The organism is Nonomuraea sp. NPDC050643, assembly GCF_040654715.1.
Classification (GTDB): domain Bacteria; phylum Actinomycetota; class Actinomycetes; order Streptosporangiales; family Streptosporangiaceae; genus Nonomuraea.
Genome location: NZ_JBFAIM010000044.1, coordinates 77,889 through 100,618 on the forward strand (window position 1 = coordinate 77,889; position 22,730 = coordinate 100,618).

24 protein-coding genes are annotated in these 22,730 nt (G+C 69.4%); 10 read left to right on the top strand and 14 right to left on the bottom strand.

Features of this window, described 5'->3' with window-relative positions:
* Positions 1-79 precede the first annotated feature (79 nt).
* Both AB0I15_RS42255 and AB0I15_RS42260 read right to left on the bottom strand, forming a co-directional pair.
* Complete coding sequence (locus AB0I15_RS42255; RefSeq protein ID WP_358109201.1) at positions 80-445, bottom strand: S26 family signal peptidase; 366 nt, start codon at positions 443-445, stop codon at positions 80-82.
* A gap of 32 nt (positions 446-477) precedes the next feature.
* Complete coding sequence (locus AB0I15_RS42260; RefSeq protein WP_358109204.1) at positions 478-975, bottom strand: ABC transporter ATP-binding protein; 498 nt, start codon at positions 973-975, stop codon at positions 478-480.
* A gap of 327 nt (positions 976-1,302) precedes the next feature.
* On the opposite strand from AB0I15_RS42260, the gene AB0I15_RS42265 reads away from it, so the two are divergent.
* The 6 genes from AB0I15_RS42265 to AB0I15_RS42290 all read left to right on the top strand — a co-directional run bounded on the left by AB0I15_RS42265 (position 1,303) and on the right by AB0I15_RS42290 (position 4,682).
* A complete protein-coding gene (locus tag AB0I15_RS42265) occupies positions 1,303-1,527 on the top strand; it encodes a hypothetical protein (RefSeq protein ID WP_358109307.1) in 225 nt (74 codons plus the stop codon).
* Positions 1,528-1,538: 11 nt separating this feature from the next.
* A complete protein-coding gene (locus tag AB0I15_RS42270; protein WP_358109207.1) occupies positions 1,539-2,147 on the top strand; it encodes an RNA polymerase sigma factor in 609 nt (202 codons plus the stop codon).
* The gene (locus tag AB0I15_RS42275; protein WP_358109210.1) at positions 2,140-2,802 is read left to right on the top strand and encodes a hypothetical protein; all 663 of its coding nucleotides are present in this window, start codon (positions 2,140-2,142) and stop codon (positions 2,800-2,802) included. The genes AB0I15_RS42270 and AB0I15_RS42275 overlap by 8 nt, the downstream gene beginning before the upstream one ends.
* A gap of 162 nt (positions 2,803-2,964) precedes the next feature.
* Positions 2,965-3,198, top strand: a complete 234-nt coding sequence (locus AB0I15_RS42280) for a hypothetical protein (RefSeq protein WP_358109214.1) — start codon at positions 2,965-2,967, stop codon at positions 3,196-3,198.
* A gap of 115 nt (positions 3,199-3,313) precedes the next feature.
* Positions 3,314-3,529, top strand: coding sequence for a dihydrofolate reductase family protein (locus tag AB0I15_RS42285; RefSeq protein ID WP_358109302.1), 216 nt, complete (start codon positions 3,314-3,316; stop codon positions 3,527-3,529).
* 199 nt (positions 3,530-3,728) lie between these two features.
* Positions 3,729-4,682, top strand: a complete 954-nt coding sequence (locus AB0I15_RS42290) for an endonuclease/exonuclease/phosphatase family protein (RefSeq protein WP_358109217.1) — start codon at positions 3,729-3,731, stop codon at positions 4,680-4,682.
* 203 nt (positions 4,683-4,885) lie between these two features.
* Here the strand turns inward: AB0I15_RS42290 and AB0I15_RS42295 are convergent, their stop codons facing one another.
* From AB0I15_RS42295 to AB0I15_RS42305, 3 genes are read right to left on the bottom strand one after another with little or no spacing between them, the layout of a single operon-like run.
* A complete protein-coding gene (locus AB0I15_RS42295) occupies positions 4,886-5,830 on the bottom strand; it encodes an NADP-dependent oxidoreductase (RefSeq protein ID WP_358109221.1) in 945 nt (314 codons plus the stop codon).
* A complete protein-coding gene (locus tag AB0I15_RS42300) occupies positions 5,827-7,242 on the bottom strand; it encodes an MFS transporter (RefSeq protein WP_358109224.1) in 1,416 nt (471 codons plus the stop codon). Before AB0I15_RS42300 ends, AB0I15_RS42295 begins: the two co-directional genes overlap by 4 nt.
* A 10-nt stretch (positions 7,243-7,252) precedes the next feature.
* Complete coding sequence (locus AB0I15_RS42305) at positions 7,253-8,401, bottom strand: serine hydrolase domain-containing protein (protein WP_358109227.1); 1,149 nt, start codon at positions 8,399-8,401, stop codon at positions 7,253-7,255.
* A gap of 138 nt (positions 8,402-8,539) precedes the next feature.
* On the opposite strand from AB0I15_RS42305, the gene sigJ reads away from it, so the two are divergent.
* Positions 8,540-9,436: an RNA polymerase sigma factor SigJ gene (sigJ, locus tag AB0I15_RS42310; protein ID WP_358109231.1), complete on the top strand. Its 897-nt coding sequence runs from the start codon at positions 8,540-8,542 to the stop codon at positions 9,434-9,436.
* A 213-nt stretch (positions 9,437-9,649) separates the two neighbouring features.
* On the top strand, positions 9,650-10,060 hold the full coding sequence (locus AB0I15_RS42315; protein ID WP_358109234.1) for a hypothetical protein: 411 nt from the start codon (positions 9,650-9,652) through the stop codon (positions 10,058-10,060).
* Positions 10,061-10,164: 104 nt separating this feature from the next.
* On the opposite strand, the gene AB0I15_RS42320 is transcribed toward AB0I15_RS42315, so the two are convergent.
* Complete coding sequence (locus AB0I15_RS42320) at positions 10,165-10,431, bottom strand: hypothetical protein (protein WP_358109236.1); 267 nt, start codon at positions 10,429-10,431, stop codon at positions 10,165-10,167.
* A gap of 176 nt (positions 10,432-10,607) precedes the next feature.
* Here AB0I15_RS42320 and AB0I15_RS42325 point away from each other — a divergent pair, with 176 nt between their 5' ends.
* On the top strand, positions 10,608-14,141 hold the full coding sequence (locus tag AB0I15_RS42325; RefSeq protein ID WP_358109239.1) for a protein kinase: 3,534 nt from the start codon (positions 10,608-10,610) through the stop codon (positions 14,139-14,141).
* 104 nt (positions 14,142-14,245) lie between these two features.
* Here AB0I15_RS42325 and AB0I15_RS42330 read toward each other — a convergent pair whose 3' ends face one another.
* A complete protein-coding gene (locus AB0I15_RS42330) occupies positions 14,246-15,274 on the bottom strand; it encodes a hypothetical protein (protein WP_358109242.1) in 1,029 nt (342 codons plus the stop codon).
* A 70-nt stretch (positions 15,275-15,344) separates the two neighbouring features.
* Here AB0I15_RS42330 and AB0I15_RS42335 point away from each other — a divergent pair, with 70 nt between their 5' ends.
* Positions 15,345-15,953, top strand: a complete 609-nt coding sequence (locus AB0I15_RS42335) for a TetR family transcriptional regulator (RefSeq protein ID WP_358109245.1) — start codon at positions 15,345-15,347, stop codon at positions 15,951-15,953.
* 69 nt (positions 15,954-16,022) lie between these two features.
* Here the strand turns inward: AB0I15_RS42335 and AB0I15_RS42340 are convergent, their stop codons facing one another.
* The 7 genes from AB0I15_RS42340 to AB0I15_RS42370 form a co-directional block, all read right to left on the bottom strand.
* The gene (locus AB0I15_RS42340) at positions 16,023-16,637 is read right to left on the bottom strand and encodes a DUF5825 family protein (protein ID WP_358109247.1); all 615 of its coding nucleotides are present in this window, start codon (positions 16,635-16,637) and stop codon (positions 16,023-16,025) included.
* The gene (locus AB0I15_RS42345; protein ID WP_358109250.1) at positions 16,634-18,493 is read right to left on the bottom strand and encodes a RiPP maturation radical SAM C-methyltransferase; all 1,860 of its coding nucleotides are present in this window, start codon (positions 18,491-18,493) and stop codon (positions 16,634-16,636) included. Before AB0I15_RS42345 ends, AB0I15_RS42340 begins: the two co-directional genes overlap by 4 nt.
* An 87-nt stretch (positions 18,494-18,580) precedes the next feature.
* On the bottom strand, positions 18,581-18,712 hold the full coding sequence (locus AB0I15_RS42350; RefSeq protein ID WP_358109253.1) for a hypothetical protein: 132 nt from the start codon (positions 18,710-18,712) through the stop codon (positions 18,581-18,583).
* A gap of 469 nt (positions 18,713-19,181) precedes the next feature.
* A complete protein-coding gene (locus AB0I15_RS42355; protein ID WP_358109255.1) occupies positions 19,182-20,417 on the bottom strand; it encodes a DUF6596 domain-containing protein in 1,236 nt (411 codons plus the stop codon).
* Positions 20,414-20,737: a YciI family protein gene (locus AB0I15_RS42360; RefSeq protein ID WP_358109258.1), complete on the bottom strand. Its 324-nt coding sequence runs from the start codon at positions 20,735-20,737 to the stop codon at positions 20,414-20,416. Before AB0I15_RS42360 ends, AB0I15_RS42355 begins: the two co-directional genes overlap by 4 nt.
* Before the next feature lie 607 nt (positions 20,738-21,344).
* Complete coding sequence (locus tag AB0I15_RS42365; RefSeq protein WP_358109261.1) at positions 21,345-22,529, bottom strand: DUF2786 domain-containing protein; 1,185 nt, start codon at positions 22,527-22,529, stop codon at positions 21,345-21,347.
* Positions 22,526-22,720, bottom strand: a complete 195-nt coding sequence (locus tag AB0I15_RS42370; protein ID WP_358109264.1) for a hypothetical protein — start codon at positions 22,718-22,720, stop codon at positions 22,526-22,528. Before AB0I15_RS42370 ends, AB0I15_RS42365 begins: the two co-directional genes overlap by 4 nt.
* Between the last annotated feature and the right edge of the window lie 10 nt (positions 22,721-22,730).

Sequence of the window (22,730 nt, forward strand, 5' to 3'; positions counted from 1 at the left end):
GGGTACGGCGCGACCGGCTCGGCGTTGCGGCGGCGGTGTTCCCGGTCCCGCCGGGGATCGTGGACGAAGCCGCGGGCGGTCAACGCGATGGCAGGCGGCGCATCATGACGCCGATGAACTGGTCGCCCCGCACGAAACCGATGTCCCGGGAATCCCAGCTGGTGTCCGGGTTGTCGCCCAGCACGACCAGGGCGCGAGAGGGCACGACGGTCTCGGGTACGTCGTGGAGCGCCGGGAAGACCTGTCTCGGCACAGGTTCGCCGGCCACCGCGACCGCCCGCTTGACGAGCAGGCGCCAGCCAGGATCCGATCTCTCCGGCACCTTGTCCTCGTCGCCGGGTTCGATGCCCGGCGGCAGGCCGTCCAGCGGGGGAGGATTCGGGATCTTGACGACCACGATCTGGCCGGCGCGGACTCGCCACAGCGACATTCCCAAGGTCAGCAAGCCGGCTGCCGGGAGGAGAAGATTGCCTGCCTTCATCGCACCTCCTGGTATCCCGAGGCCTGGAGCCGGAACAGGCGGGCGTAGTGTCCGTCTGCGGTGAGCAGCGCCTCATGCGGTCCCTGTTCGGCGATCCGCCCGTCATGGAGCACGGCGATGAGGTCGGCATCCCGTACGGCGCTGAGCCGGTGGGAGATCAGCAGGCTCGTGCGACCCGCCCGATACTGCCGGATGCTGGTGTGGACCTCGTGCTCGGCCTCCGGATCCAGGCCGGAGCCGGGCTCGTCGAGGATCATCAGGTCTCTGCCGTCGCGGACGAGGGCTCTGGCCAGCGCGAGGCGTTGCCACTGTCCGCCGGACAGCACCACTCCCGTCTCCGGATCGCCCTTGTCGGCCTCGGAGAAGAAGATGCGGGTGAGCAGCGTGTCGTAGCCTCGCGGCAGCCCCGAGAGCGTCTCGTGCACTCCCGCGCGGACGCCTGCCTCCTTGATCCGGGCCGGGTCGTCCAGGGCGGGCAGGTCGCCGAGGCCCACTTACGGCGCAGCGGTCGAGCTTAATTTCGTTGGAAATGATCAATAGGCACTGGTGTTCGTCATTTCGGTCAAGATGTATCGAGCCCAACGGGGGCCGAAAGATCTGCTGAATGCGACGGCTCGCAGGTTCAAGCCCACCGCCACCCCGAAGATGGTCATGCAGCCGGTCGCGCGCCCGTCCCTTATCCGTGCCCGTGGTCGACAACGGTGCGGTGGCGACGATGCCGGGACCCGATCTTGAGGAGAGGGCCTTTTGATCTGGGTGCGGCTCGTTCTCGGTGACTGGCGTGGAAGCTCCAGTACTCCTCCAGACCTGTCGGCGATCAGATGACGACACGCGCCCTCGATCACTCCGGTCGCGATCGGCCATCCCGCTTCGAGCGCCTGGTCATAGCGCAGATGCTCGGCGTTGTTGGTGAGATGGCGGATGCAGGCCTCGATGCGGGCGCGGCGATGACCTGGTCGGTGCGCCCGGCCGGCAGGGCCACGGCGTGGCCGGCGACCCAGTCCTCCGCCCGTCCCGCGAACCTGATCATGAGCACCGGCAAATAGCAGGTGTGACGATGATGGATCGATCGACCCCACCGGAGATCGAAATCGAGCAGAGCGACACCTCGCTGATCGACCGCTCACTCCGCGAACCCGAGATCTTCGCCCTCGTGTTCGACCGGCACGGAGGCCAGGTACACCGCTATCTGGCGCGGCGGGCAGGACCTGCCGACGCCGACGACCTGATGTCCGAAACCTTCCTGCAGGCGTTCAAACAACGCGATCGCTTCACCTCCAGCCGAAGTCCCACCGGCGCACTTCCGTGGCTGCTGGGCATCGCGACCAACGTGCTGCGCATGCACCAACGATCCGAGACCAGACGCTGGGCCGCCATGGCGCGTACCGGGACCGACCCGGCGGTACCGGAGCCGACCGATCAGGTGGCCGCCCGCGTCGACGCGGAAGTCACCTACCGGCTGATGGCCGGGGTGCTCGAAGAGCTGGCGGACGGTGATCGCGACGCCCTGTTGCTCTTCGCCTGGGCCGGGCTGACGTACGAGGAGATCTCCGCCGCCCTGGGCGTTCCCGTCGGAACCGTCCGGTCGCGCCTGCACCGAGCCCGGCTCCGGTTGCGCACCGCACTCTCTGCCACCAACGACGACAGGTATGACGACCATGGATGAGATCAAGCTGCTGAGCAGTATGGGAACGGATATGCCGCCAGTGTCGGAGCAGGCCCGTGCCCGCACAAGGTCCCTGTTGCTGGCCGCGGCAACCGACGAACGCGCAAGTGCGGCCGAAACGCCCTCGCGCTCCGCGCCGCCTCTGCCGCCCGCCCGCGCCGGCTGGTTCCGGTCCCAGGCCCGGCGAAGGTTGAAGCTCGGCCTCGTCGCCACCGCTCTGGTCCTCTCCGCGATGATCGTCCTCCCCTTGACGACCGGCGCCGAGAACCCCGCTCACGCGGCCTACCTGCTGACCAAGAACCCGGGCGGCACGATCACCATCACGATCAACCAGTTCACGGACGCTGAAAAGCTGGAGCAGGATCTTCGGCGGCTCGGAGTCGCCGCCGTCGTGGACTACGTGCCCGAGGGCAAGCGCTGCCGGGAACCGCGCGCCCGCTATCTGGGCGCCTCCGTCAATCGTGTGGTTCAAGGCAACGTGGGCGCGAGCTTCACGATTCATCCGGAAACGATCGAGGCCGGCCAGACTCTGGTGGCCACGGCGACGTTCAACGATCCCACCGATGCCGACTCGGGCTCGGCGATCGGCTTCGAACTGGCGGAAGGCCCGGTCGCGCCGTGCGTACAGCTCGACAGTGATCAAGCCATCGAATAGAGGTCGTAGGTGGTGAAGCAGCAGTCGGCGATGCGCTGGATGCTGGGCGGCATCGGCGGCCTGGCTGACGGCGCCAGGGGACAGGCGGGCATTCAGTAGCGGTACAGGGCCCTACCGGCTGCCGGTACGCAGTGGCCTGACCGGATCGCGCCTCTATGTGGCATGTTCGTGCGCCGCGTGTTCGACGTGCGCGGCACGGGCTGGGTGCTTCGCCGGCTGACCGCCAACGGGCAGCCCGCCGTCGCCGCGTACGCCCCCGAGCCCGGCGGCGGGCATCGCCTGCACACGCTGCAGGTCTTCACCGTCACCGCAGGGCAGGTCGCGCACAACGTCGTGTTCGAGGCTTTCGGCCTGTCCCAGCAGATCTTTTTCAACATGGTCGACGGGCCGCGATGAGTTCGCCCGATGCCGCCGGTACGTAGGGACACCCATCGTGAGCGTCATCGTCATGCAGTAACTGGTCGCCTCCCGCGCCCTGACCGACACCTCGGCATGGGCGAACTCGCAGCCGATCGACGGTGACCTCGTCGACGCCGTCAAGCGCGAACAGCGCGATGTGATCATCACCGGGAGCCTGAGCGTCGTCCATGCGCTGACGGCGAAGGACCTGATCGACGCATACCGGCTGCTGGCCTTCCCCACCGTCCTCGGCGCCCGCGAGCGGCTCTTCGGGGCTGGTGCACGGTGGCCGTCGTTACGACGACATGGGGGCATCGCAAACTTGTGAGCTGGGGCTTTGTCCGCGGTTGTGTGAGCCTGTCTGGGAGCCTACGAGGTGCCGTTGTCCCTCGCTCACCTGATGGTGCGGTGCGTGCTTGAGCTGATCATCGTGCTGGCCCGCTCCGAGATGTCCACCTTATGCCTGGCGCCGGAAACGCCCTTTGGACAAGATCGCTGATAACTGATCACGGAGAAAGGAACGGCTCATGCGGATCTCGAGGGTGCCGGGTTTCGTGCGCCGGTTGTTGACGGTGGTGGCGGTCCTCATCACCACCGCCGTCCTGCCTGCGGGTCCCGTGTCCGCGGCCTCCTCCGCGACCGCGACGTACAAGATCTGGCACTGGAACATGGCCGGGCATCAACAGCATCTGGGCTCGACGACGAACGGCATCATCCAGGCCATAGCCGGCTCGATCGGCTATCGCCGGCCGGACTTCGTGTCGATCAACGAGATCTGCCGCAACCAGTACGGCGCCGTGATCGATGCGCTGCAGAGCATGGGCTGGCCGCAGAGTCCCGCGAACTTCGCCCGCTACGAGCCGATGACGGCGGCGGGCGACCCCGGCTACTGCGCCGGGCACGGCATCGGCATTGCGATCTTCAGCCGCTTCGCGCTGGGCGACGCGCTACGGCAGGCCCTGCCCTACGACGGGTCGGGCAAGCAGCGCAAACTCCTCTGCGCACCCGTCGCGGCGCAGCCCACGACCAGGTTCTGCACCACCCACCTGACGACCGTCGCCGCCTACAAGGCCGCCCAGCTCGGCCATGTGCACAGCGCACTGGAGTCCTATCGCTCCCGGGGAGACGTCCCGATCATCGCGGGCGACTTCAACGTGCAGCCGGACTCGCCGCTGCTGAACACCTGGTACGACGCCTCGGTCGACACCGACGCCAATCACGGCAACGTCGGCGGTTACCACGAGCTCGACGATCGCGAGGCCGTGTGCCCCGGCTGGGGCGAGCAGACCACCGAGAGCAACAAGCTGGGAGCCTGCGGCCAGTCGGGAAAGGTCGATCTGATCTTCGTCCCCGCCGACCGCCTGACCGGTTACCACGCGGACGCCCATCCGATTGGGCACGTCTGCGGCGGCGACCGCGACAGGCCCTGCTCCGACCACCGCATCGTCGATGCCACTCTCTCGGTCACGACCGGGGAGTGACGCGACCGCACTGACCAACCCCAGGCCAGGGCCCCGGAGGCAAAGCCGGTGGAGTGACTCTTGATCATGTGAGGCCGAGGAGGGTCAGGGGCGGGCGATTTGTCGGCCGAGCCGGGATGCTCTCGTTCTGGCGTACCAGCGCATCGTGATTTGGGCGGCGACGTAGTCGTGCGTGGTGACGTTCTCCGGGAGGGATGAAAGGGTCAGGCGGTCGGCGCAAGGACGACGACCTTGCCGGACACGGCGCCGGCGGCGACTTCCGCGTGGAAGGCCGGGAGGTCCTTGAGCTGGATGCGGCGGCTGATGTCGATGTGAAGTTCTCCTCGGTCGATCGCCTCCACGAGGCCGGCGAGCTGCTTGGAGTCGCTCCGGACGAAGACGTTGAGCCCGCGCACCTGACGCGATTCGTCGCTCGGCGCCTGCATCCACACCGTGGTGTTGACCACGGCCCCGCCGGATCGCACGAGAGCGGCCAGGGCGGCGAGCTGCGAGGGCTCGATCGGTGCGAGGTTGAGCACGAGGTCGACCGGCTGGGTCACGGCGTCCACCACGTCGGTCGTGGTGTGGTCGAGGACCTCGCCGGCACCGGCGGCCCGGACCCGGTCCGCGCTGCGCGGGCTCGCCGTGGCGATGACGTGCGCGCCGACGTTCTTCGCCAGTTGCACCGCGTACGCACCGACAGCGCCTCCGGCACCGGTGATGAGCACGCGTTGCCCGGCGGTGAGCTCGCCGAGTTCGAACAGTGCCTGCCATGCGGTCAGGCCCACCAGTGGCAGGGCCGCCGCGTCAGCGAGCGGAACGTTCGAAGGCGCGGCAGCCAGGACCTCGGCGGGCGTGATGACGTACTCAGCGGCTGCGCCGTCGCCGATCATCGGGAGGAATCCGACGACCTCGTCACCGACCGCCACCGCGTCGACGCCGTCACCGAGCGCGTCGACCGTCCCGGCGACGTCGATGCCAGGCGTGTGCGGGAGCGTCACCGGGAACGGGCCCTGGAGACCACCGCTGCGGATACCGGCGTCGACCGGGTTGAACGACGTCGCCGCGACCCGGATGCGAACCTCACCAGCGCCGGGGACGGGCAGCGCCACGTCCTCGTAGCGCAGGACATCAGCATCGCCGTACTCGTGGAATCGCACTGCCTTCATGGCGGACTTCTTTCTTCGATGGAGTCAATGTGCTTCGGATTCGAAGCACCTACGTTGAATGAAGCTAGCACTGCTTCGAACTCGAAGCAAGTGCGACTGCGGCACGACCGCGCTGATCGAGGTGAGCAGCCTCCTGCGCCACACGGTGGGCGACGCCGGGTGGGCTGCTTGGCGGCTCCGGGGCGCAGGAGGAGGACGGCGGTAAGTATGGCGGCCAGGTAGAACACGCCCGCGCCGAGCATGCCGGCGGTGTAACCACTGGTGAGCGCCTCGCGCATGCCCGTGCCCGGCGGCTGGTTCGCGGTGGTGGTGACGGCGACGCCGGCCAGGACGGCCAGGCCGAGGGCACCACCGATCTGCTGGCTGGTGTTGACGAGTCCGGAGGCGATGCCTGAGTCCTGCGGTGCGATGCCCTGGACGCCGCCGAGGGTGGCGGCGACGAAGCCGAAGCCGAAGCCGATGCCGATGCCGATGCCGATGGCGAACGGCAGGTAGGCCAGTCCAGTGATCATGGGCGAGTACCGCTCGATCGTCTGCATGTAGATGGTGAGGAAGTAGAACGTGGCGAGCTGCCCCGCGCCCATGAGCAGCATGACCAGATTGGCGCCCAGTCCGCGGCGATCGGCCGGCACCCCTGCCGGCAGCATCGGGTTGCGCGCGCCGCGCTGGATGAGCACGAAGGCGGCCAGCAGCGCGACGGCGACCGCGCCGAAGGTCAGGGTGAGCGCGTCGCCGGCGCCGTGCGAGCCGGCCCGGTTGATCGCGTAGACCAGCGAGCCGAGGGCCAGGGTCACGGTGGCCGCGCCGGGCAGGTCGATGCCGCCGCGCTCGCGGGTGCCGGGCACGAGGGCGAAGGTTCCGGCCAGGACCAGCAGCGCGATGGGGATGTTGACGAACATGATCCAGCGCCAGCCCAGGTATTCGGTGAGGGCGCCGCCCAGCAGCAGCCCGACGACCGAGCCGAGACCGCCCATGGCGCCGTACACGCCGAGCGCCCTGTTGCGCTGCGGCCCCGCGGGGAAGGTGTCGGCGAGCAGGGACAGCGCGGCCGGCGCGACGATCGCGGCGCCGACCCCCTGAAGGACGCGGGCGGCGATCAGCACGGTCCCGTTGCCGGCCAGGCCGCCCAGCAGGGACGCGGCCAGGAACACGGCCAGCCCGGCGCGGAACGGCCGGCGTCGGCCGAACAGGTCGCCGGCGCGCCCGCCGGCCAGCAGCAGGCCACCGAAGGCCAGGGCGTAGGCGGTGAGGACCCAGTCCAGGTCGGTCTCGGCGATGCCGAGCCCGGTCCCGATGACGGGCAGGCCCACGGTCACGATGGTGCCGTCCATCACCATCAGCAGTTGCGCGGCGGCTATCACCGGCAGCGCGAGGCTGCTTCGCCCAGGACGGGTGGCGTTGATCGAGGTCATGCCGGCTCCTTCAGGAGGCGGTGGCGGCGCGGTGGACGGCGGCGGCGAGCCGGTCGTGCTCGGGGTAGGACCAGCCGAATCCGAAACGGCGCCGCGTGTATCCGAAGGTGATGCCGCTGACCGGGTCGGCGAAGGACTCAGAACCGGCCGAGCCGTCGTGGCCGAACGCGTTCGCGCTGAGGAACCCATATCGCAGGCCCTTGGCCTGGAACCCGAGCGCGTAGTCGCCCTGGTCGCCGCGGACCAGGTCGTGGCCGGTGGAGTGCGGCGTGGAGAACTCGCCGACGGTGTCCGGCTTGAGCAGCGGTGGGAGTCCGTCGATGCCCCAGACGGCCGCCGCGTACAGGCCGGCCAGGCCGCGCGCGCTGCCCACGCCGCCGGCCGACGCCTGGCCGTTCGCGCGGACGGCGCGGGTGTTGGCGAAGGCCACCTGGTCCAGCGGCGGCGTGCTGTTGAGGCCGTAGCCGACGCCGAGGATGCTGTGCGGGCCCGGCAGGTTCGACCAGAACGCGGCCTCCTGCTCCGGGGTGGCCGTCCACCAGTGGATCGGCCGGAACCGCTGCTCTTCGGCCGCGGGCAGCCCCAGATAGAGGTCCAGGTCGTACGGAGTCCGGATGCGCTCGTCGTAGACCTGCTGGAGCGACTGTCCGGTCACCCGCCGGATCACCTCGTTCACCATGGCGAACGTGACGAACCCGCCGTAGCCGTAGGCCGAACCCGGCTTCCAGTACGGCCGCTGCCCGGCCAGGCGGCGCGCGATCACCGCGTCGTCGGCCAGTTCGTCCGCCGGCAGGCCGCCGTCCACGCCGATGACCCCGGAGCGGTGGGTGAGCACGTCCCGCAGGGTGATCGTGTCCTTGCCGGCGGCGGCGAACTCCGGCCAGTGCCGGGCCACCGGCTCGTCGAGTTCGAGGACGCCTTCCTGCACCAGTAGCGCCGTCGCCAGCGTTGCGGCACCCTTGGTGGAGGAGTAGACGCCGGTCAGCGTGTCACCGCCGACCTCGTCGCCGGCCCACAGGTCCACCACCCGCCGGCCGCGTACATGAACGGCCAACTGCGAACCCGTCTGGCCGTCCTGCTCGGCCACCACCGCGGCGAACGCTTCGCGCACCTGCTCGAAGCCGTCTGCCACCGTTCCGTGGACGTCCGTCCTGATCATCGTCAGCAACCTTTCGTGGGTGTCGGTCGCCGGGATGACGGACGGCGACGGTGAAAGGTGACCGGGTGAGGTGGCGGGTCACCTTGGACCGGTTCGATTCGTCAGTGGTACGACATCGCCGACGAGAGGATCGCGACCGTGACACCCCACGACTTCCTGGCCGACCGGTTCGAGGGCCACCGCCCCCACCTGAAGGCGGTCGCCTACCGCATGCTCGGCTCGCTGGCCGAGGCCGAGGACGCGGTCCAGGAGGCGTGGCTGCGGCTGGCGCGGTCGGATTCCGGCGACATCGACAACCTGGGCGGCTGGCTGACCACCGCGGTCGGCCGGGTCTGCCTGGACATGCTCCGCAGCCGCAGGGCCCGGCGCGAGGAGCCGCTGGAGGACCGCCTGCCGGACCCGGTGATCAGCCGTGCGGACGTCACCGATCCGGAACAGGAGGTCCTGCTGGCCGAATCGGTCGGGCTGGCGCTGCTGATGGTGCTGGAGTCGCTGAGCCCGGCGGAACGGCTGGCGTTCGTGCTGCACGACATGTTCGGCCTGCCGTTCGAGCAGATCGCGCCCATCGTGGACCGCACCCCGGCGACGGCCAAGAAGCTCGCCAGCCGCGCCCGCCGGCGGGTCCGCGGCGCCGCCCCGACCCCCGACCCGGACCTGGCCGATCAGCGCCGGGTGGTGGATGCGTTCCTGACCGCCGCACGCGCCGGCGACTTCGACGCGCTGCTGTCCATCCTCGACCCCGGCGTGGTGCTTCGCGCTGACGGCGGGATGCTCGCCGGCGGCCTGAAGGTCATCCGCGGTGGCGCGGCCGTGGCCGGGCAACTCGCCATCTTCCAGCGCATGGCCACCGCCGCCACCACGCATCCTGCCCTGATCAACGGAGCCGCCGGCCTGGTCAACACCATCGACGGCCAGGCGATCTCCGTCATGAGCTTCACCATCGCCGACGGCAGGATCGCCACGATCGACATCCTGTCCGACCTCGACCGGCTGGCCCGCCTCGACCTCACCCGCGACATCATCACCGACCACTGACAGCGCGTCGCCCATCCATTGTGCGCCACTGTTGAGGACCGCCTCGACGTACTTTGCGGGATGCAGCCATACGACCTGCGCCGCAGCTCTTGAATTGTTTGTTCAGTGGATAGTCATCTTGCTGGACAACCCCTGGTGACGTACAAACGGATCCCCAGGTGTCGAACTTTGGGGCATCGAATCCGTCCACAACAGAAACACGGGGTAAACGGCATGAAGAAACTCAGATCAAGGGTGCCGAAGGTGCTTCTTGTGCCGCTTCTGCTCCTGGTCTCAATCGTCGGGCTCCAGTCTCCGGCATATGCGGGATGTCAGTCCGTCAGCTTCACGTTCATCGGCTACCAAAGCGGCAACTACAGCAAGTCGTGCAGCGGCCGCTACTACCCCGGAGTGGATATCATGGGGTTCCGCGCGACCGGCTGGAGCGGCTACTTCACCTACACCTGCGGTAGAGATGTCCCCATCCAGCACTGCTCCGCCGGCTACCATGAGTTCTGCGACTGGGACTCCGCCAACTTGCCGACATACCGCTGGTTCGATGGCGAGAGAATTGTGACCAGGCAGCTGCACTTCATCATCACGGAGCTCTACCTCAATGCGACACGGCCGTCGCGGTGCAACTGACAATAGGATCCATGTGATGCCGGCAGGCGATGCCTCCATTATCTCGGAGACGTGGCCTGCTGGATCACGGCGAGCAGGGCGCCCCACGCGATGAGGATCATGCGCTACTTGCAGATGGGCACGCAGACCCACTTGCCGTGCCAGAACCAGCACCGCTCGCACACACTGCGTTCGCCCTCCGCTCCGATCGAGACCCCCTCGATCCCCAAAGGCGCCAGCAGACTCGAGAGCCGCCCCTCGTCGCCCGCCTCGACAGCGGCGCTGAACCTGCCCTCGAAGTCCTTGTCGTACTTCAGCAGGACGGTCAGCTCATGGAACTCTCGAGCGTGACGCAGCAGGTCGTCGATCGTCGGGCGCTCATCGTTGGTCATGCCGCGAATCTCTCCTGGAGGAAACGCCCGAATCCTGCCCTCACGGAGATTTGCCCAAGACCAACGAACGTATGAGGCCACCATGGCCCTGGGGTGATCCCATCGGCGTGGTCCGACGATGAACCTTGTGCGGGGAGTCGCTGTCTCAGCAAGGTAGAACGCGCACGGGAGGCGTCATGGGCCGTACACCGCTGGTCGCCGGTGATCCGTTGCGCCTGGGGGAGTACGCCCTGGCCGGGCGGCTGGGCAGCGGTGGCCAGGGCGTGGTGTACGAGGCGTACGACCGGCAGGGCACCCGGGTCGCGGTGAAGGCGCTGCGCACGGCCGACGGGCTGGGACGGCCGCCGGCCAAGGAGGTGGCGGCCGCGCGGCGGGTGGCCTCGTTCTGCACGGCCAGGATCGTGGCCGTGGACCTGGAGGGCTCGCCGCCGTACATCGTGAGCGAGTTCATCGGGGGGCCGAGCCTGCGGGCGGCGGTCGAGCGGGCGGGGCCGTACCAGGGGGACGCGTTGCACCGGCTGGCCGCCGGGGTGGCCACGGCGCTGGTCGCGATTCACCGGGCCGGGGTCGTGCATCGCGATCTGAAACCGGACAACGTGCTGCTCGGTCAGGACGGCCCGAGGGTGATCGACTTCGGCATCGCCCGGGTGATCGAGGGCTCGGTCACCGACGGCGGGCTGATCGGCACTCCGGCGTACATGGCGCCGGAGGTGTTCTCCGGCGAGCGCGCCGAGCCGGCGGCGGACGTGTACGCCTGGGGAGCGGTGATGGTGTTCGCCGCGACGGGCAGGGCCGCGTTCCAGCGTGACCATCTGGCCGCGACCGTACACCAGATCCTGACCTCCGAAGCCGACCTGAGCATGCTGCCCGCGACGCTGCGCCCGCTGGTCGCCGCCGCGCTGAGCAAGGATCCCGCCCAGCGGCCGTCCGCCCCCGATCTGCTGCTGTCGCTGGTCGGCCGGGCCGGTGACACCGAGGTCGAGAGCATGCTGCGGCACGGTGGCCGGGCGGCGGCGTCGGTACGCCCGCCGGGCGCCCTCGCCGGCCAGGAGCCCGCGCTGGGGCAGGTGGCCGAGGAGGTCTACGGCGCCCTACCGGCCGCGGAACAGCGGATCGTCGCCCAGCTCCTGCTGCGGATGGCCGGGCCGGGCGAGGTGTTGCACACCGTCGACGAGGCCGAGCTGTCCGGCGAGGAGAGCCCGGCGGCACTGGAGACGGCGCTGACCCGGCTCGCCGCCGCCGGCCTGATCACCCGGGCGAGCGGCACGGCCGAGCTCGCCAACGCCGCCCTGCTGTACGCCTGGCCGCGGCTGCGGGACTGGCTGGAGGCGGACCGGCCGGGCCGGGCGCTGCACCAGCGGCTGCGGGTGGCCGCACGGGAGTGGGCCGGCGGCGGCCACCGGGACGCGGACCTGCTCGGCGGCACGGCGCTGGACACGGCCCTGCGGTGGGCCGCCACCGGCCGCCGGCAGCTCCAGCTCAACGCGGCCGAGCGGGCCTTCCTGGACGCGAGCGTGTCGCTGGCTGGCCGCCGGGCCCGGCGGCGGGCCATGACCACCATGGCGCTGGCGGTGCTGCTCGTCGTGGCGCTGGCGTTCGGCGTGCTGGCCGAGGTGCTACGCCGGGACGCCGACGAGCAGCGGCGGCTGGCCAGGTCGGGCGAGCTGACCGCGCTGTCCCGCCAGCTCGCGGCACAGAGCGAGGTGCTGCTGACCGCCGATCCGGTCACCGCGCACCGCCTCGCCGTCGCCGCGTACCGGATCGCCCCCACCGCCGAGGCCGGGCGCGGCCTGCTCGACGCCCTGCGCCACCCCGCCCGCCAGGTGCTCGACCACGGCGGCGATCTCAGCGCCGTGGCGTTCGGCCCGGACGGGCGTACGGTGGCCAGTGCGGGCTCCGGCGAGACCGTCCGGTTATGGGACGTGGCCACCCGCCGCCCGCTCGGCGCCCCGCTGACCGGCCACACCGAGTGGGTGCGCGCAGCGGCCTTCAGCCCGGACGGGAGCGTGCTGGCGACCGCCGGAGACGACCGGACGATCCGGTTGTGGAACGCGGCCACCCGGCGCCGCATCGGCGCGCCGCTGACCGGCCACACCTCCGGCGTCAGAAGGGTGGCGTTCAGCCCGGACGGCCGCACCCTGGCCAGCGCCGGTCACGACGGGACGGTCCGGCTGTGGAGCGTCGCCGGCCGCCGTCCGCTCGGCGCGCCGCTCACCGGTCATGGTGACTGGGTCGACGCGGTCGCGTTCAGCCCGGACGGGCGTACCCTGGCGAGCGCGGGTGGCGACGGGACGGTCCGGTTGTGGAGCGTCGCCGGCCGCCGTCCGCTCGGCGCGCCGCTCACCGGTCATGGTGACTGGGTCAGCGCGGTCGCGTTCAGCCCGGACGGGCGTACCCTGGCCGGCGCCGGCTTCGACGGGACGGTCCGGCTGTGGAACGTGGCCACCCGCCGCCCGCTCGGTGCTCCGCTGACCGGCCACACGGGCAACGTCACCGCGGTGGCCTTCGCCTCCGACGGGCGCACCCTGGCCAGCGCCGGTTACGACGGGACGGTCCGGCTGTGGGACGCCACCATCGGCCGCCCGCTCGGCGCCCCGCTGACCGGCCACGCCGACAGGATCGAGGGCCTGGCCTTCGCGCCCGACGGGCGCACGCTGGCCAGCGCCGGCTTCGACGGCACGATCCGGCTGTGGGACACGGTCACCCGCCGCCCTGCGGGTGGCCCGCTCGCCGGTCACACCAGGGAGGTCCAGGCTGTGGCGTTCAGCCCGGACGGTCGTACCGTGGCCGCCGCCGGCGGTGACACGGTGCGGCTGTGGGACGCGATCACCCGCCGCCCCTCCGGAGCTTCGCTGGCCGGCGGTGGCGGAGTGGAGAGCGTGGCGTTCGGCCCGGACGGCCGCACCCTGGTCACCGCCGAGCTCTTCGGCACGGTGCGGTTGTGGGACGCGAGCGCCCGCCGCCAGATCGGCGGCACCCTCTCCGGACCCGCCGACGTGGTGCTCTGGGGGACGGCGCTGAGCCCGGACGGGCGCACGCTGGCCGGCGCCGGGGGCGACGGCATGGTGCGGTTGTGGGACGTGGCCACCCGGCGCCCGCTCGGTGCTCCGCTGGCCGGTCACACCGACGCGGTCAAGGGCGTGGCGTTCAGCCCGGATGGACGCACGCTGGCCAGCGCGGGGGGCGACGGGATGGTGCGGTTGTGGGACGTGGCCACCCGGCGCCCGCTCGGTGCTCCGCTGGCCGGTCACACCGACGCGGTGGAGGTGGTGGCGTTCGGCCCGGACGGGCGCACGCTGGCCAGCGCCGGAGCCGATCAGTCGGTACGGTTCTGGGACGTGGCCACCCGGCACCCGGTCGGCTCCCCGCTGACCGGTCACACCGGCCAGGTCTTCGCGCTGGCCTTCAGCCGCTCCGGCGGCGCCCTGGCCAGCGCCGGAGCGGACGGAACGGTGCGGTTGTGGGATGTGGCCACCCGCCGTCCGCTGGGCGACCCGCTGACCGTCGGAACCGGGGTGATTCACGCGGTGGCCTTCAGCCCGGACGGGCGCGTAGCAGCCGCTGCGGGCAACGACCCTGCGGTGCGGTTGTGGGACGTGACCGCCCCCGCCGACCCGGCCGGAGACCTGTGCGAGATCGCCGGCCCGCTGAGCCGGGAGCAGTGGGCCCAGTACCTGCCCGAAGAGCCGTACCGGAAGGTGTGCCCCTGAGCCTTTCACCGCCGCCGCTCACCATCCTGACGGCGCTGCTCCGGCACATACGCTCACCGCTCCGAGAGCGCGGCTCGCCCGGTGATGGTGGTTCCCGGGGTGGATCATCTTCGCGGGAGACGGAGTGCGGCGACGGTGAGTAGCGCGATGGTGGCTGTCGCCAGGACGGCGTTGCTGGTCAGGTCGGTGGCGTTGCTGACGGGGGATGTCGTGATGGGTTCCCAGGGGAAGGCGTGCCAGGCGTAGGTCAGCAGCGCCCCGCCGGCGAGTGCCAGGCGATGGGCGTCCGACCAGCCTGTCCGGCGTGACCACCGGCTTGTCGCGACGGCGAGAGCGGTGAACAGGGCGAGATAGAGCACCGTGGCCGTCCATGGCGGGACGTCGAGGCCGGTCAGCCATGGCGACAGGCCGCGCGGGTCTGTGGCGTACAGGAGCATGAAGGCCGAACCCGCTGCCAGGGAGGCGGTTCCGACCAGCCACGGGTTCGGTGCGCGGCGTGCGGATGCGGTGGATGCCGAGGGGGCGGTGGCTTCGCGGCGGCCCAGGATCATGCCGACGGCGATGATGGCGACGACGGCCAGTCCCGCGCCGCCGTACTGCGCCGGAGAGGCGACGAAGTTGCCCCTGGTGACGGAGCTGGCGAGGACGGTAAGGAGGCCGAGCACGAACAGCGTGGCCGCTACCGCGAGGCCGGCCTTCCCCAGCCATGGCGTGGTGCGCCGCGAGCGGGCCAGCGTCTCCGCGATCGCGATGGGGACGCTGATGCTCCAGACGGTGTGCAGGGCGAGCACGAATAACGTCCAGGGCGGGCTGATGCCGAGGGCGGGCAGATAGCCGTAGTCGAGCTGGTGCCGATGTTCCCAGTTCGGGTTGAACAGGGTCATCGTGGCGAAGCTCTCCTCGATCACGCCGAAGGCGAGCGCGAACGTGATCATGGAGGGCCAGCCGTAGCCGGCTCGTCGTGCGAGTTCGCGGACGAGGAGGGCGCCGCCGCCGTACATGGTGGACACGGCCAGGTAGGCGGCAATCGCGGTGATCGGGATGTTGCCGAGCAGGAACTCGGCGACGAGCGGCGAGAGGAAGTAGAGCCCGAGAGCGGGCAGCACGCGGCGCAGGGCGCTGGGTTCGGCCATGCGGGCAGGTATAGCAGCATGGTCTGCAAAAATACAACAGTGTAAATTTACGCCAGTGTAAGATCGTCTCATGGAGAGCCACCGCGAGCGCAAGAAACGCCACACCAAGCAGCTCCTCGTCACGACGGCCTTCAGGCTGTTCGACGAGCAGGGCTACGAACAGACCACCATCGAGCAGATCGCCTCCGCGGCCGACGTGGCGAGGAAGACGTTCTTCAACTACTTCCCGAGCAAGGCGGACGTGGTGTTCGCCGGGATGGAGCAGTACGTAACGGTGGCCTCGCAACTGCTCGCCGCTCGTACGCGGCACGAAAGCGTCGCCGACCTGCTGCTCAGAATCTTCGACCGGGCCATCGCGAGTTATCTGGTCGAAGGCCCGATGGCAGATCAGCCCGAGCTGGCGGAGATCTACTTTCGGCTGGTCACCACCGTGCCCGCCCTCCAGACCAGGGCCATGAACATCCTGACCGACCTGCAACACGAGATCGCCCAGGCACTCCTCACCTCGTTCCCCGACCAGCTCGACCCGATCAGCGCCGCCGCAGCCGTCGGCAGCATGATGGGGGCCGTTCAGGCCGCCGGCCTTGCCGGCCACGAGCTGGGCCAGTCGGAGGAGGAACAGATCGCCTCGATGCGCCGAGCCGCCGAGATCGCCGTACGCGGTTTGCGATCATTCTGACCATGCCTTGCCGTGACCATCATCGTCGCCCAGGGGGTCGCAAGCAGCGAGCACGGGAGGAGCGCCGGTTCACACCGTCATCGACGGGTCTGGCCAGCGGACCATGCGGTATGGGGCCAGCCAGAACAGGTCGCCCATCGCCAGGACGAGCCGCTCCTCCAGCAGCGGCCTGACAGCCTCGGCGGACACGTGGTGATTCCCCTGATCGAGTTCGTGCAGAGCGGCCATCAGATCCGGTTCGGTCAGCGTGTACTTGACCAGCCGGCGATCCCGCCGGTCACGTATCTGCAGGAACCCCGGCCCCTGCCGCCAGCAGCAACGCCCGAGGTAGAACCCTTCCCACCAGGTTGCGATCTTCCTGGTGCCCTCAGGGTCGCCGCCGATTCGGCGCGGCGGGTGGAGGTGACTCAGCTCGTTCGTGTCGATGGACGGGGACGTGGCGCCGAGCTCCCAGATCACGCGCATACCGCGGGCGGTCGCCAACCGCACGATGTCCAGCCTCTGGCAATCCGTTGACGAGGGCGCGGCAAGGTCGACAGGCTCGTCGAGCTCCACGGTACGGACCCCGGAGCGATAGAGGTGCCCGGCAGGGAACGGGACGGCGTCCCGCACCCGGACCTTCAGCCGGTCGGCGCGGTCCGCTCGCTGCGGTGCGGACACGTCGGTTGTGCGCGCGTCCATCATGCGACGGCCTCCTCGGCGTGCCGGGTGATGCGGCAGAGCTGCTGGTTCTCGGCGGTGGTGGCGACATGAACATGGCGCCCTTCGTCGGTGAAGACCAAGCCGAGGCGTTGCCATTCCGTAAGGATCTTGCTGACCGTCGCGCCGGCGTCGCCCAGCGCGGTACGCAGCGCGGCCTCCGTGCGCGGCTGGTCGAGCATGCGGAAGAGCAGGACCTCTTCGGGTGCTCGGAGCTCGACCTGGTGCCAGTCGAACCCCGGCCTGGTGTTCGTGAGGAGAATGGCCTCGCCGACGTCCTGATGGGTCAAGGTGCTGGAGTGGTGCTGTTGGGCCCACACGACGAGAGCCTCTTCGAGGGCCTCGACCACCGTGCTTTCGATTCCCTTGTCAGGCGTGTCGAAGAGGTAGGCGATGTCATGGAGGTCCGACTCCGGGAGGTCATAGATCATCGTGTACTGGCGGTGTGGTCGCCGGGCCGCGAACCCGAGCTCAGGCCGGTCGAAATAGGGACTGAAACGCTCAAGGGCGATGCGTGACGCACCTCCTGGCGGTTGCAGGTGGTGCAGACGCGGAAGCTGGGCGATGACCGGGAGATAGTGATCCGCTGATTCACCTGGAAAACCGAACAGATAGTTCCAGGACACGGAGACACAGAGACTCTCGGCGTCCCGCAGCATACGAACGTTCTGCACCCCGCTGACGCCCTTGTCCATGAGGCGGAGCACCGTCGCGTTCAGGTTCTCGATTCCCGGCTGGATGGACACTATTCCCGCGTCGCGGAGCTGCTCCAGTTGGTGGAACTTCATGTTCGACTTGATCTCGTAATGGATGCGGAAGTCGTGACCTCGTTCCGCTATTTCGCGTACGGCGGTGTTCAGATACTTCATGTCCAGGATGTTGTCGACTACGAGGAAGTCCATGACCTTGTGCCGGCGTGCCAGGTCCTCCAACTCGCGGGTGAACACTTCGGGAGGCTTGCTGCGGAAGGTCATCATCGAGCCGTTGAGCCCGCAGAACGTGCAATGGTGCTTCTCTCCCCACCAGCACCCGCGGGCGGACTCGAGCACCAGCCGTGGCTCGAACCACGACGCTACGCTGGTGGTCTCGATCCGCGAGAAGTAGGCGTCATAGTCGGGAGCCGGAATCTCCGCCGGCGTCAGCAGGCGGTCTGACATGGGATTGGCGACCGACTCTCCGCCCTTTCGCCAGCAGAGCCCGGGGATGTCCGTGAGATCCGCGTCGGTCATGAGGCGGCGTACGAGCTCCGGGAAGCTCCGCTCGCCCTCGCCGCGCACGACGAAGTCCATCTGCTCGAACATGCGGTGAAACCCTGCGCCCTGGTCTCCGTCGCAGTTGGCGCCGCCCATGACGCAACGGACGTTCGGCAGGATCTCTTTCAGCCGACGTGCCAACGCCAGCGACGCCACATTCTGCTGAACCGTCGAGGTGAAACAGACCAGGTCGGGCTTGGTGGCCGAAATCGATGCGGCCTGGGCGTCGATGAATTCCGGAGCGCCGGCATGAAGGCGCATGCAGATGTCGTAGTCTCTGGGGGAGATCTTTCCGTTCATCTGCTCGGCGAAGCTCTCGACGTTCCATTCACGCGTGCCGTGCAGCGCCGAAGAGAACACCCAGTCGCCACAGCCCTTGAAATAGCTTCTCAGCGCAAAGAAATCGTAGTCGTCGCCGCTTGATCCGGGCAGCGTGCTCCGCATCCACTCGGCGCATGCGATGTTGACGTAGTGCGTCTCCACATCGACCTCGGGCAGGGTCTCGCGAAGCCGCGAGGTGAGAATTCCCAGCGCGAGGGATGGCGCGTCGATCGACGCCCAGGGCATGGAAACAAGGGTGACTCGCATCGCCTCTCCTCAATCAGGTCGCTGCGGCATAGAAAAACGGCCCCTCGCAGTCACATCTGCGGGGAGCCGTGTCCATGCCAGGGAAGGCTATTCGTGGGTCGCCGTTTCGTCGCTGTTGTTTCCCTTGGAATGCGCTGAGAGCCTCTTCACGTGGGGAAAGATCTGAAAAGCATCGGCGTCGGGGCTCTGTGGATCGTTGTCAACGATCTTCTTTTCCATGCTCATTCCCTCTTCTTGCCAATGGAGGCACGTAGTGCCTGCGCGCCCTTGGCCCAGGATGACCTTGATCCAGGATGACATTGCCCCGGGTTCAGGGCAACCCCCACCACAGGTGTCACACAGCGGCGTGAGACTCAAGAACTCGAATCACTTGCAGCGCAGAGGCCTCCGTCCAGGGGCGGGACGCTGGAGTCGCCGATCCTGATCGCCCGCCACCGGCGACGCCGGCGGACACCTGTCGGCCGACGAGGTTCTCGCCGAATACCTCTACCAGGGCGAGGCCGTGGCATATTCGTGCGCCATGGCGGGACTGCGACTGCCTGACGGGCGAGCCGTCGTTGGCCCGCCGGATCTGTGGTTGGGGCTGCTGGAACGAAGGCCGCGCCATTGTTCGACGAGAAGGCTGGCGTCTGAACATGCCAATAGTGCAGCGTCGCCTTTGACCGCTGTGTCAGGTCAACCGCGGGCGCTACTGCAGTTGGTCGCGGCGGCGGGTGAGGTAGGCGGTCTCGCCGGTGTTGCCGGCCAGCTCGATGGCCCGGTCGTAGGCTGCGCGTGACTGCTGGCTGTGGCCCAGCCGGCGCAGCAGGTCGGCGCGGGTGGCGTGGTAGGCGTGATAGCCGGCCAGCGCCTCGGCGAGGCGGTCGACGATGGCCAGTGCCACCTCCGGCCCGTCGAGTTCGGCCACGGCGACGGCCCGGTTGAGGGCGATGATCGGCGAGGTGTCGAGGCGGACGAGCTGGTCGTAGAGGGCGAGGATCTGCGACCAGTCGGTGTCGCGGATGTCGCGGGCGGAGGTGTGCACCGCGTTGATCGCGGCGAGGATCTGATAGCGGCCCGGAGCCACTCCGGCAGCGGCAGCGGCCAGGCGCTCGCGTACCAGGCGATGACCTTCGGCGATCAGTTCCGCGTCCCACGCGCCGCGGTCCTGCTCGTCGAGCGCGACCAGTTCGCCGCCGGCCGAGACCCGGGCGGGGCGGCGGGCCTCGATGAGCAGCATCAGCGCCAGCAGGCCGGCCGCTTCTCCGTCCTGCGGCAGGAGCGCGCGGATCAGGCGGGTGAGCCGGATCGCCTCGGTGGTCAGGTCGTGCCGTACGGGATCGGTGTCGGGGCCGCTGGCCAGGTAGCCCTCGTTGAAGACGAGGAACAGCACGGCCAGGACGCCGGAGACACGAGCCGGCAGATCGTCGGCGGACGGCATCCGATAGGGGATGCGAGCCGCCCTGATCTTGGCCTTCGCGCGGGTGATGCGCTGCTCCATGGTGGTCCCCTGCACCAGGAAGGCACGGGCGATCTCGGGCACGGTCAGACCGCCGACCATGCGCAGCGTCAACGCCACGCGCGCTTCCACCGCCAGCGCCGGGTGACAGCAGGTGAAGATCAGCCGGAGCCGGTCGTCGTCGATGGCGCCCAGCGGCTCGGGTGGGGTGTTGTCGTGCAGCATCTGAGCCTCCTTGTGCTTGTCGTCGCGTTTGTTCTCGCGCCGGAGCCGGTCGATGGCCTTGCGGTTGGCGGTGGTGGTCAGCCACGCGCCCGGGTTGGGCGGTACGCCATCGGCCCGCCACCGCTCGACGGCGGTCGTGAACGCCTCGGCCGCTGCCTCCTCGGCGATGCCGAGGTCACCGAAGCGCCTGGTCAGGGCGGCCACCACCCGCGCCCACTCGTCGTGGTGGGCCCGGGTGATCGCCTTCTCGACGTCGCTCACTGGAACGGCCGCACCTCGATCTTCCGATCGCAGGCCTTCGACGCCTCGGCGGCGAGCTTGAGCGCCACGTCCAGATCGGGGGCCTCCCACACCCAGACGCCGGCGAGGTACTCCTTCGACTCCACGAAAGGCCCGTCGCTGAACACCGCCTCCTCGCCCCGGTTGTCGACGACCGTGGCCGCGTCGGTGTCCGCGAGTCCGCCCGCGAAAACCCAGTAGCCCTCGGCGATCAGTCGTTCGTTGAACGCGCTGATGGCCGGCTGCCTGTCCGTGCTGCCCGGATTGCTCTTGTCATCGATCACAGAAACCAGGTATCGCATCTCAAGATCATCTCCTGTGTGGTTCGGTGTCCAGGGACTTCAGGCCGTCGCGTACCGGTCTGCGGGAACGGTCTCGCGCCCTGGCCGAGGATCATCGGGATCACGATCAGGACCATCTCGTTCTCCAGCAGCCACCGGGATCAGGATGCCACTGCCGTGCACCTGCGGCTCACCCCCGGGCTTTGGCCTTGAGCTCACTGATGGCCGCCGCGAGGTCACCGCGGAGAACGGTCGTGTCCTCCCAACGCGACGCGGTGAGCGTGGTCGAGGCGACGTACTTGTGCGCGCAGCCGGCTTCATGATCGCGGGTCCTTTGCCTCGGCGCCGCCCCCTTTGCGGGCGGTCTCACCCCTGCTACGAACACCACCGCCCCGATCCGACACCGTCTCCCGGACTTCTTCGAAGAATTTTCCGGTACGCCGGTCGTCAGCGCGGCGTGCCCGATGTCCGCGACGCAGACCGCGACGACCGCGCGATGCCGGCCCAGCCTGGTCTCCGATGGAGCGCGAGTACGGTAAAGGCGGCGAGAAGGTGGCCGAACTCGTCGGCGGCGTCGCCGAGAAGGGCTTCCGCTTGCCAAACGCGCCACCTCTCAAGCACTCAGGCGCTATCGGTCTCGCGCTCCGAGGCTGGCCTGATCGGCTGCGGTACGGCCGGCCGCCCAGCCCTCCCGGTCCCAGGACGTGCGGATCGCGTGCGAGACCAGGTTCGGGAACATGCGCTCGACCGCCTGCTCCACCTCCTGTTCGCGGGCCGCCAGCACCGGCACCAGGTCGGTGCCCCGGCCGGCGCTCTCCTGCGAGACCGCATCCGCCGTGGCCTCGGCGAGCCGCTCCCCGATCCTGGAGGCGAACGCCGACAGGAACGACTGGCGGAACGTCTTGTTCCTCGACCGGCCGGCGCCGTGCTTCTTGGTGCCCGAGTTCACCAGCGCGGTCTGCGCCTGCACCAGCAGCGAGGTGAACAGCACCTCCACCCAGGACAGGTCCGCCCCGAACCCCAGCACGGTGGCGAACCCCAGTTCCTTCGACCAGATCACCCGGCACCTGTTGGCCTCGGCGATGAGGTCGAGCAGCACGGCCTTGGGCTGCTCGTACGGCGCGTCGATGCCGACCCGGATGCCCGCCGGGGCCTCGCCTCCGCCCGGCTGCGCGGCCAGCATCGCCGCGTCGATGCTGTACTTCGTCATCAGGCTCTGCGCCGCCGACGTGAACGTCTCCGCCTCCGCCTCGTACGTCGTCGACTCCGCCTTGGCGAGCAGCGCCCGTACCCGCGTGAGCGTCTTCTCGCCGACCGCGTGCGGGCGTGCCCGGACCGTACGGCGGGCGGCCCCGGGCCGCGGGCTCAGCGACTCCAGCCGCGGCAGCCCGGTCAGCAACCCCAGCAGCTCCAGCACACCGGAGACGGTCACCAGCCGGCCGGCCCCGTCGCTCGCCTGCCGCGCCGCCAGGTAGCCGCCCTTCCACCACACCGCGGCCTCCAGGCCGGCGAGTTGGTCGCGCCAGCGCTCATCCACCGTGGCCGGCGCGTAGGCCCGCATCTCCCAGGCGATGAGGTCGGCCGCCGCCCGCCCGTGCCAGTCGGTCAGCCGCCTGGCCGCGATCCTGACCACGTCGGCGGGCTGCCAGCCGTGGCGCCACAACCCCGAGATCGCCTGGGTCACGACCTCCACCAGCACACGATCGGCGTCGTCGCGGTCGGCCAGGAAGGCGGCGGCGGAGTCGAAGGCCGCCTCATCCTCGCGGGCAAGGGCCTCCATCGCCGCGCCGATCAGCTCATTAGCCTTACTCACACGTGCCGTCCACCTCGAAGAAACTCCGCCAGAACCCTACCGCGACGCGGCCTCATCCCCTGCTCACCGGCGCGGTGGAAGGCGGCCAGGACGCGGTCCAGGAGTTCGCGGCGCAGGGTGCCGATGACGCGCTCGCGGACCGGGTTGCGGGCCCGCTGCGCCGTCCAGGCTCCGGTCGGGTACGCGGTCACTCCGGGTAGG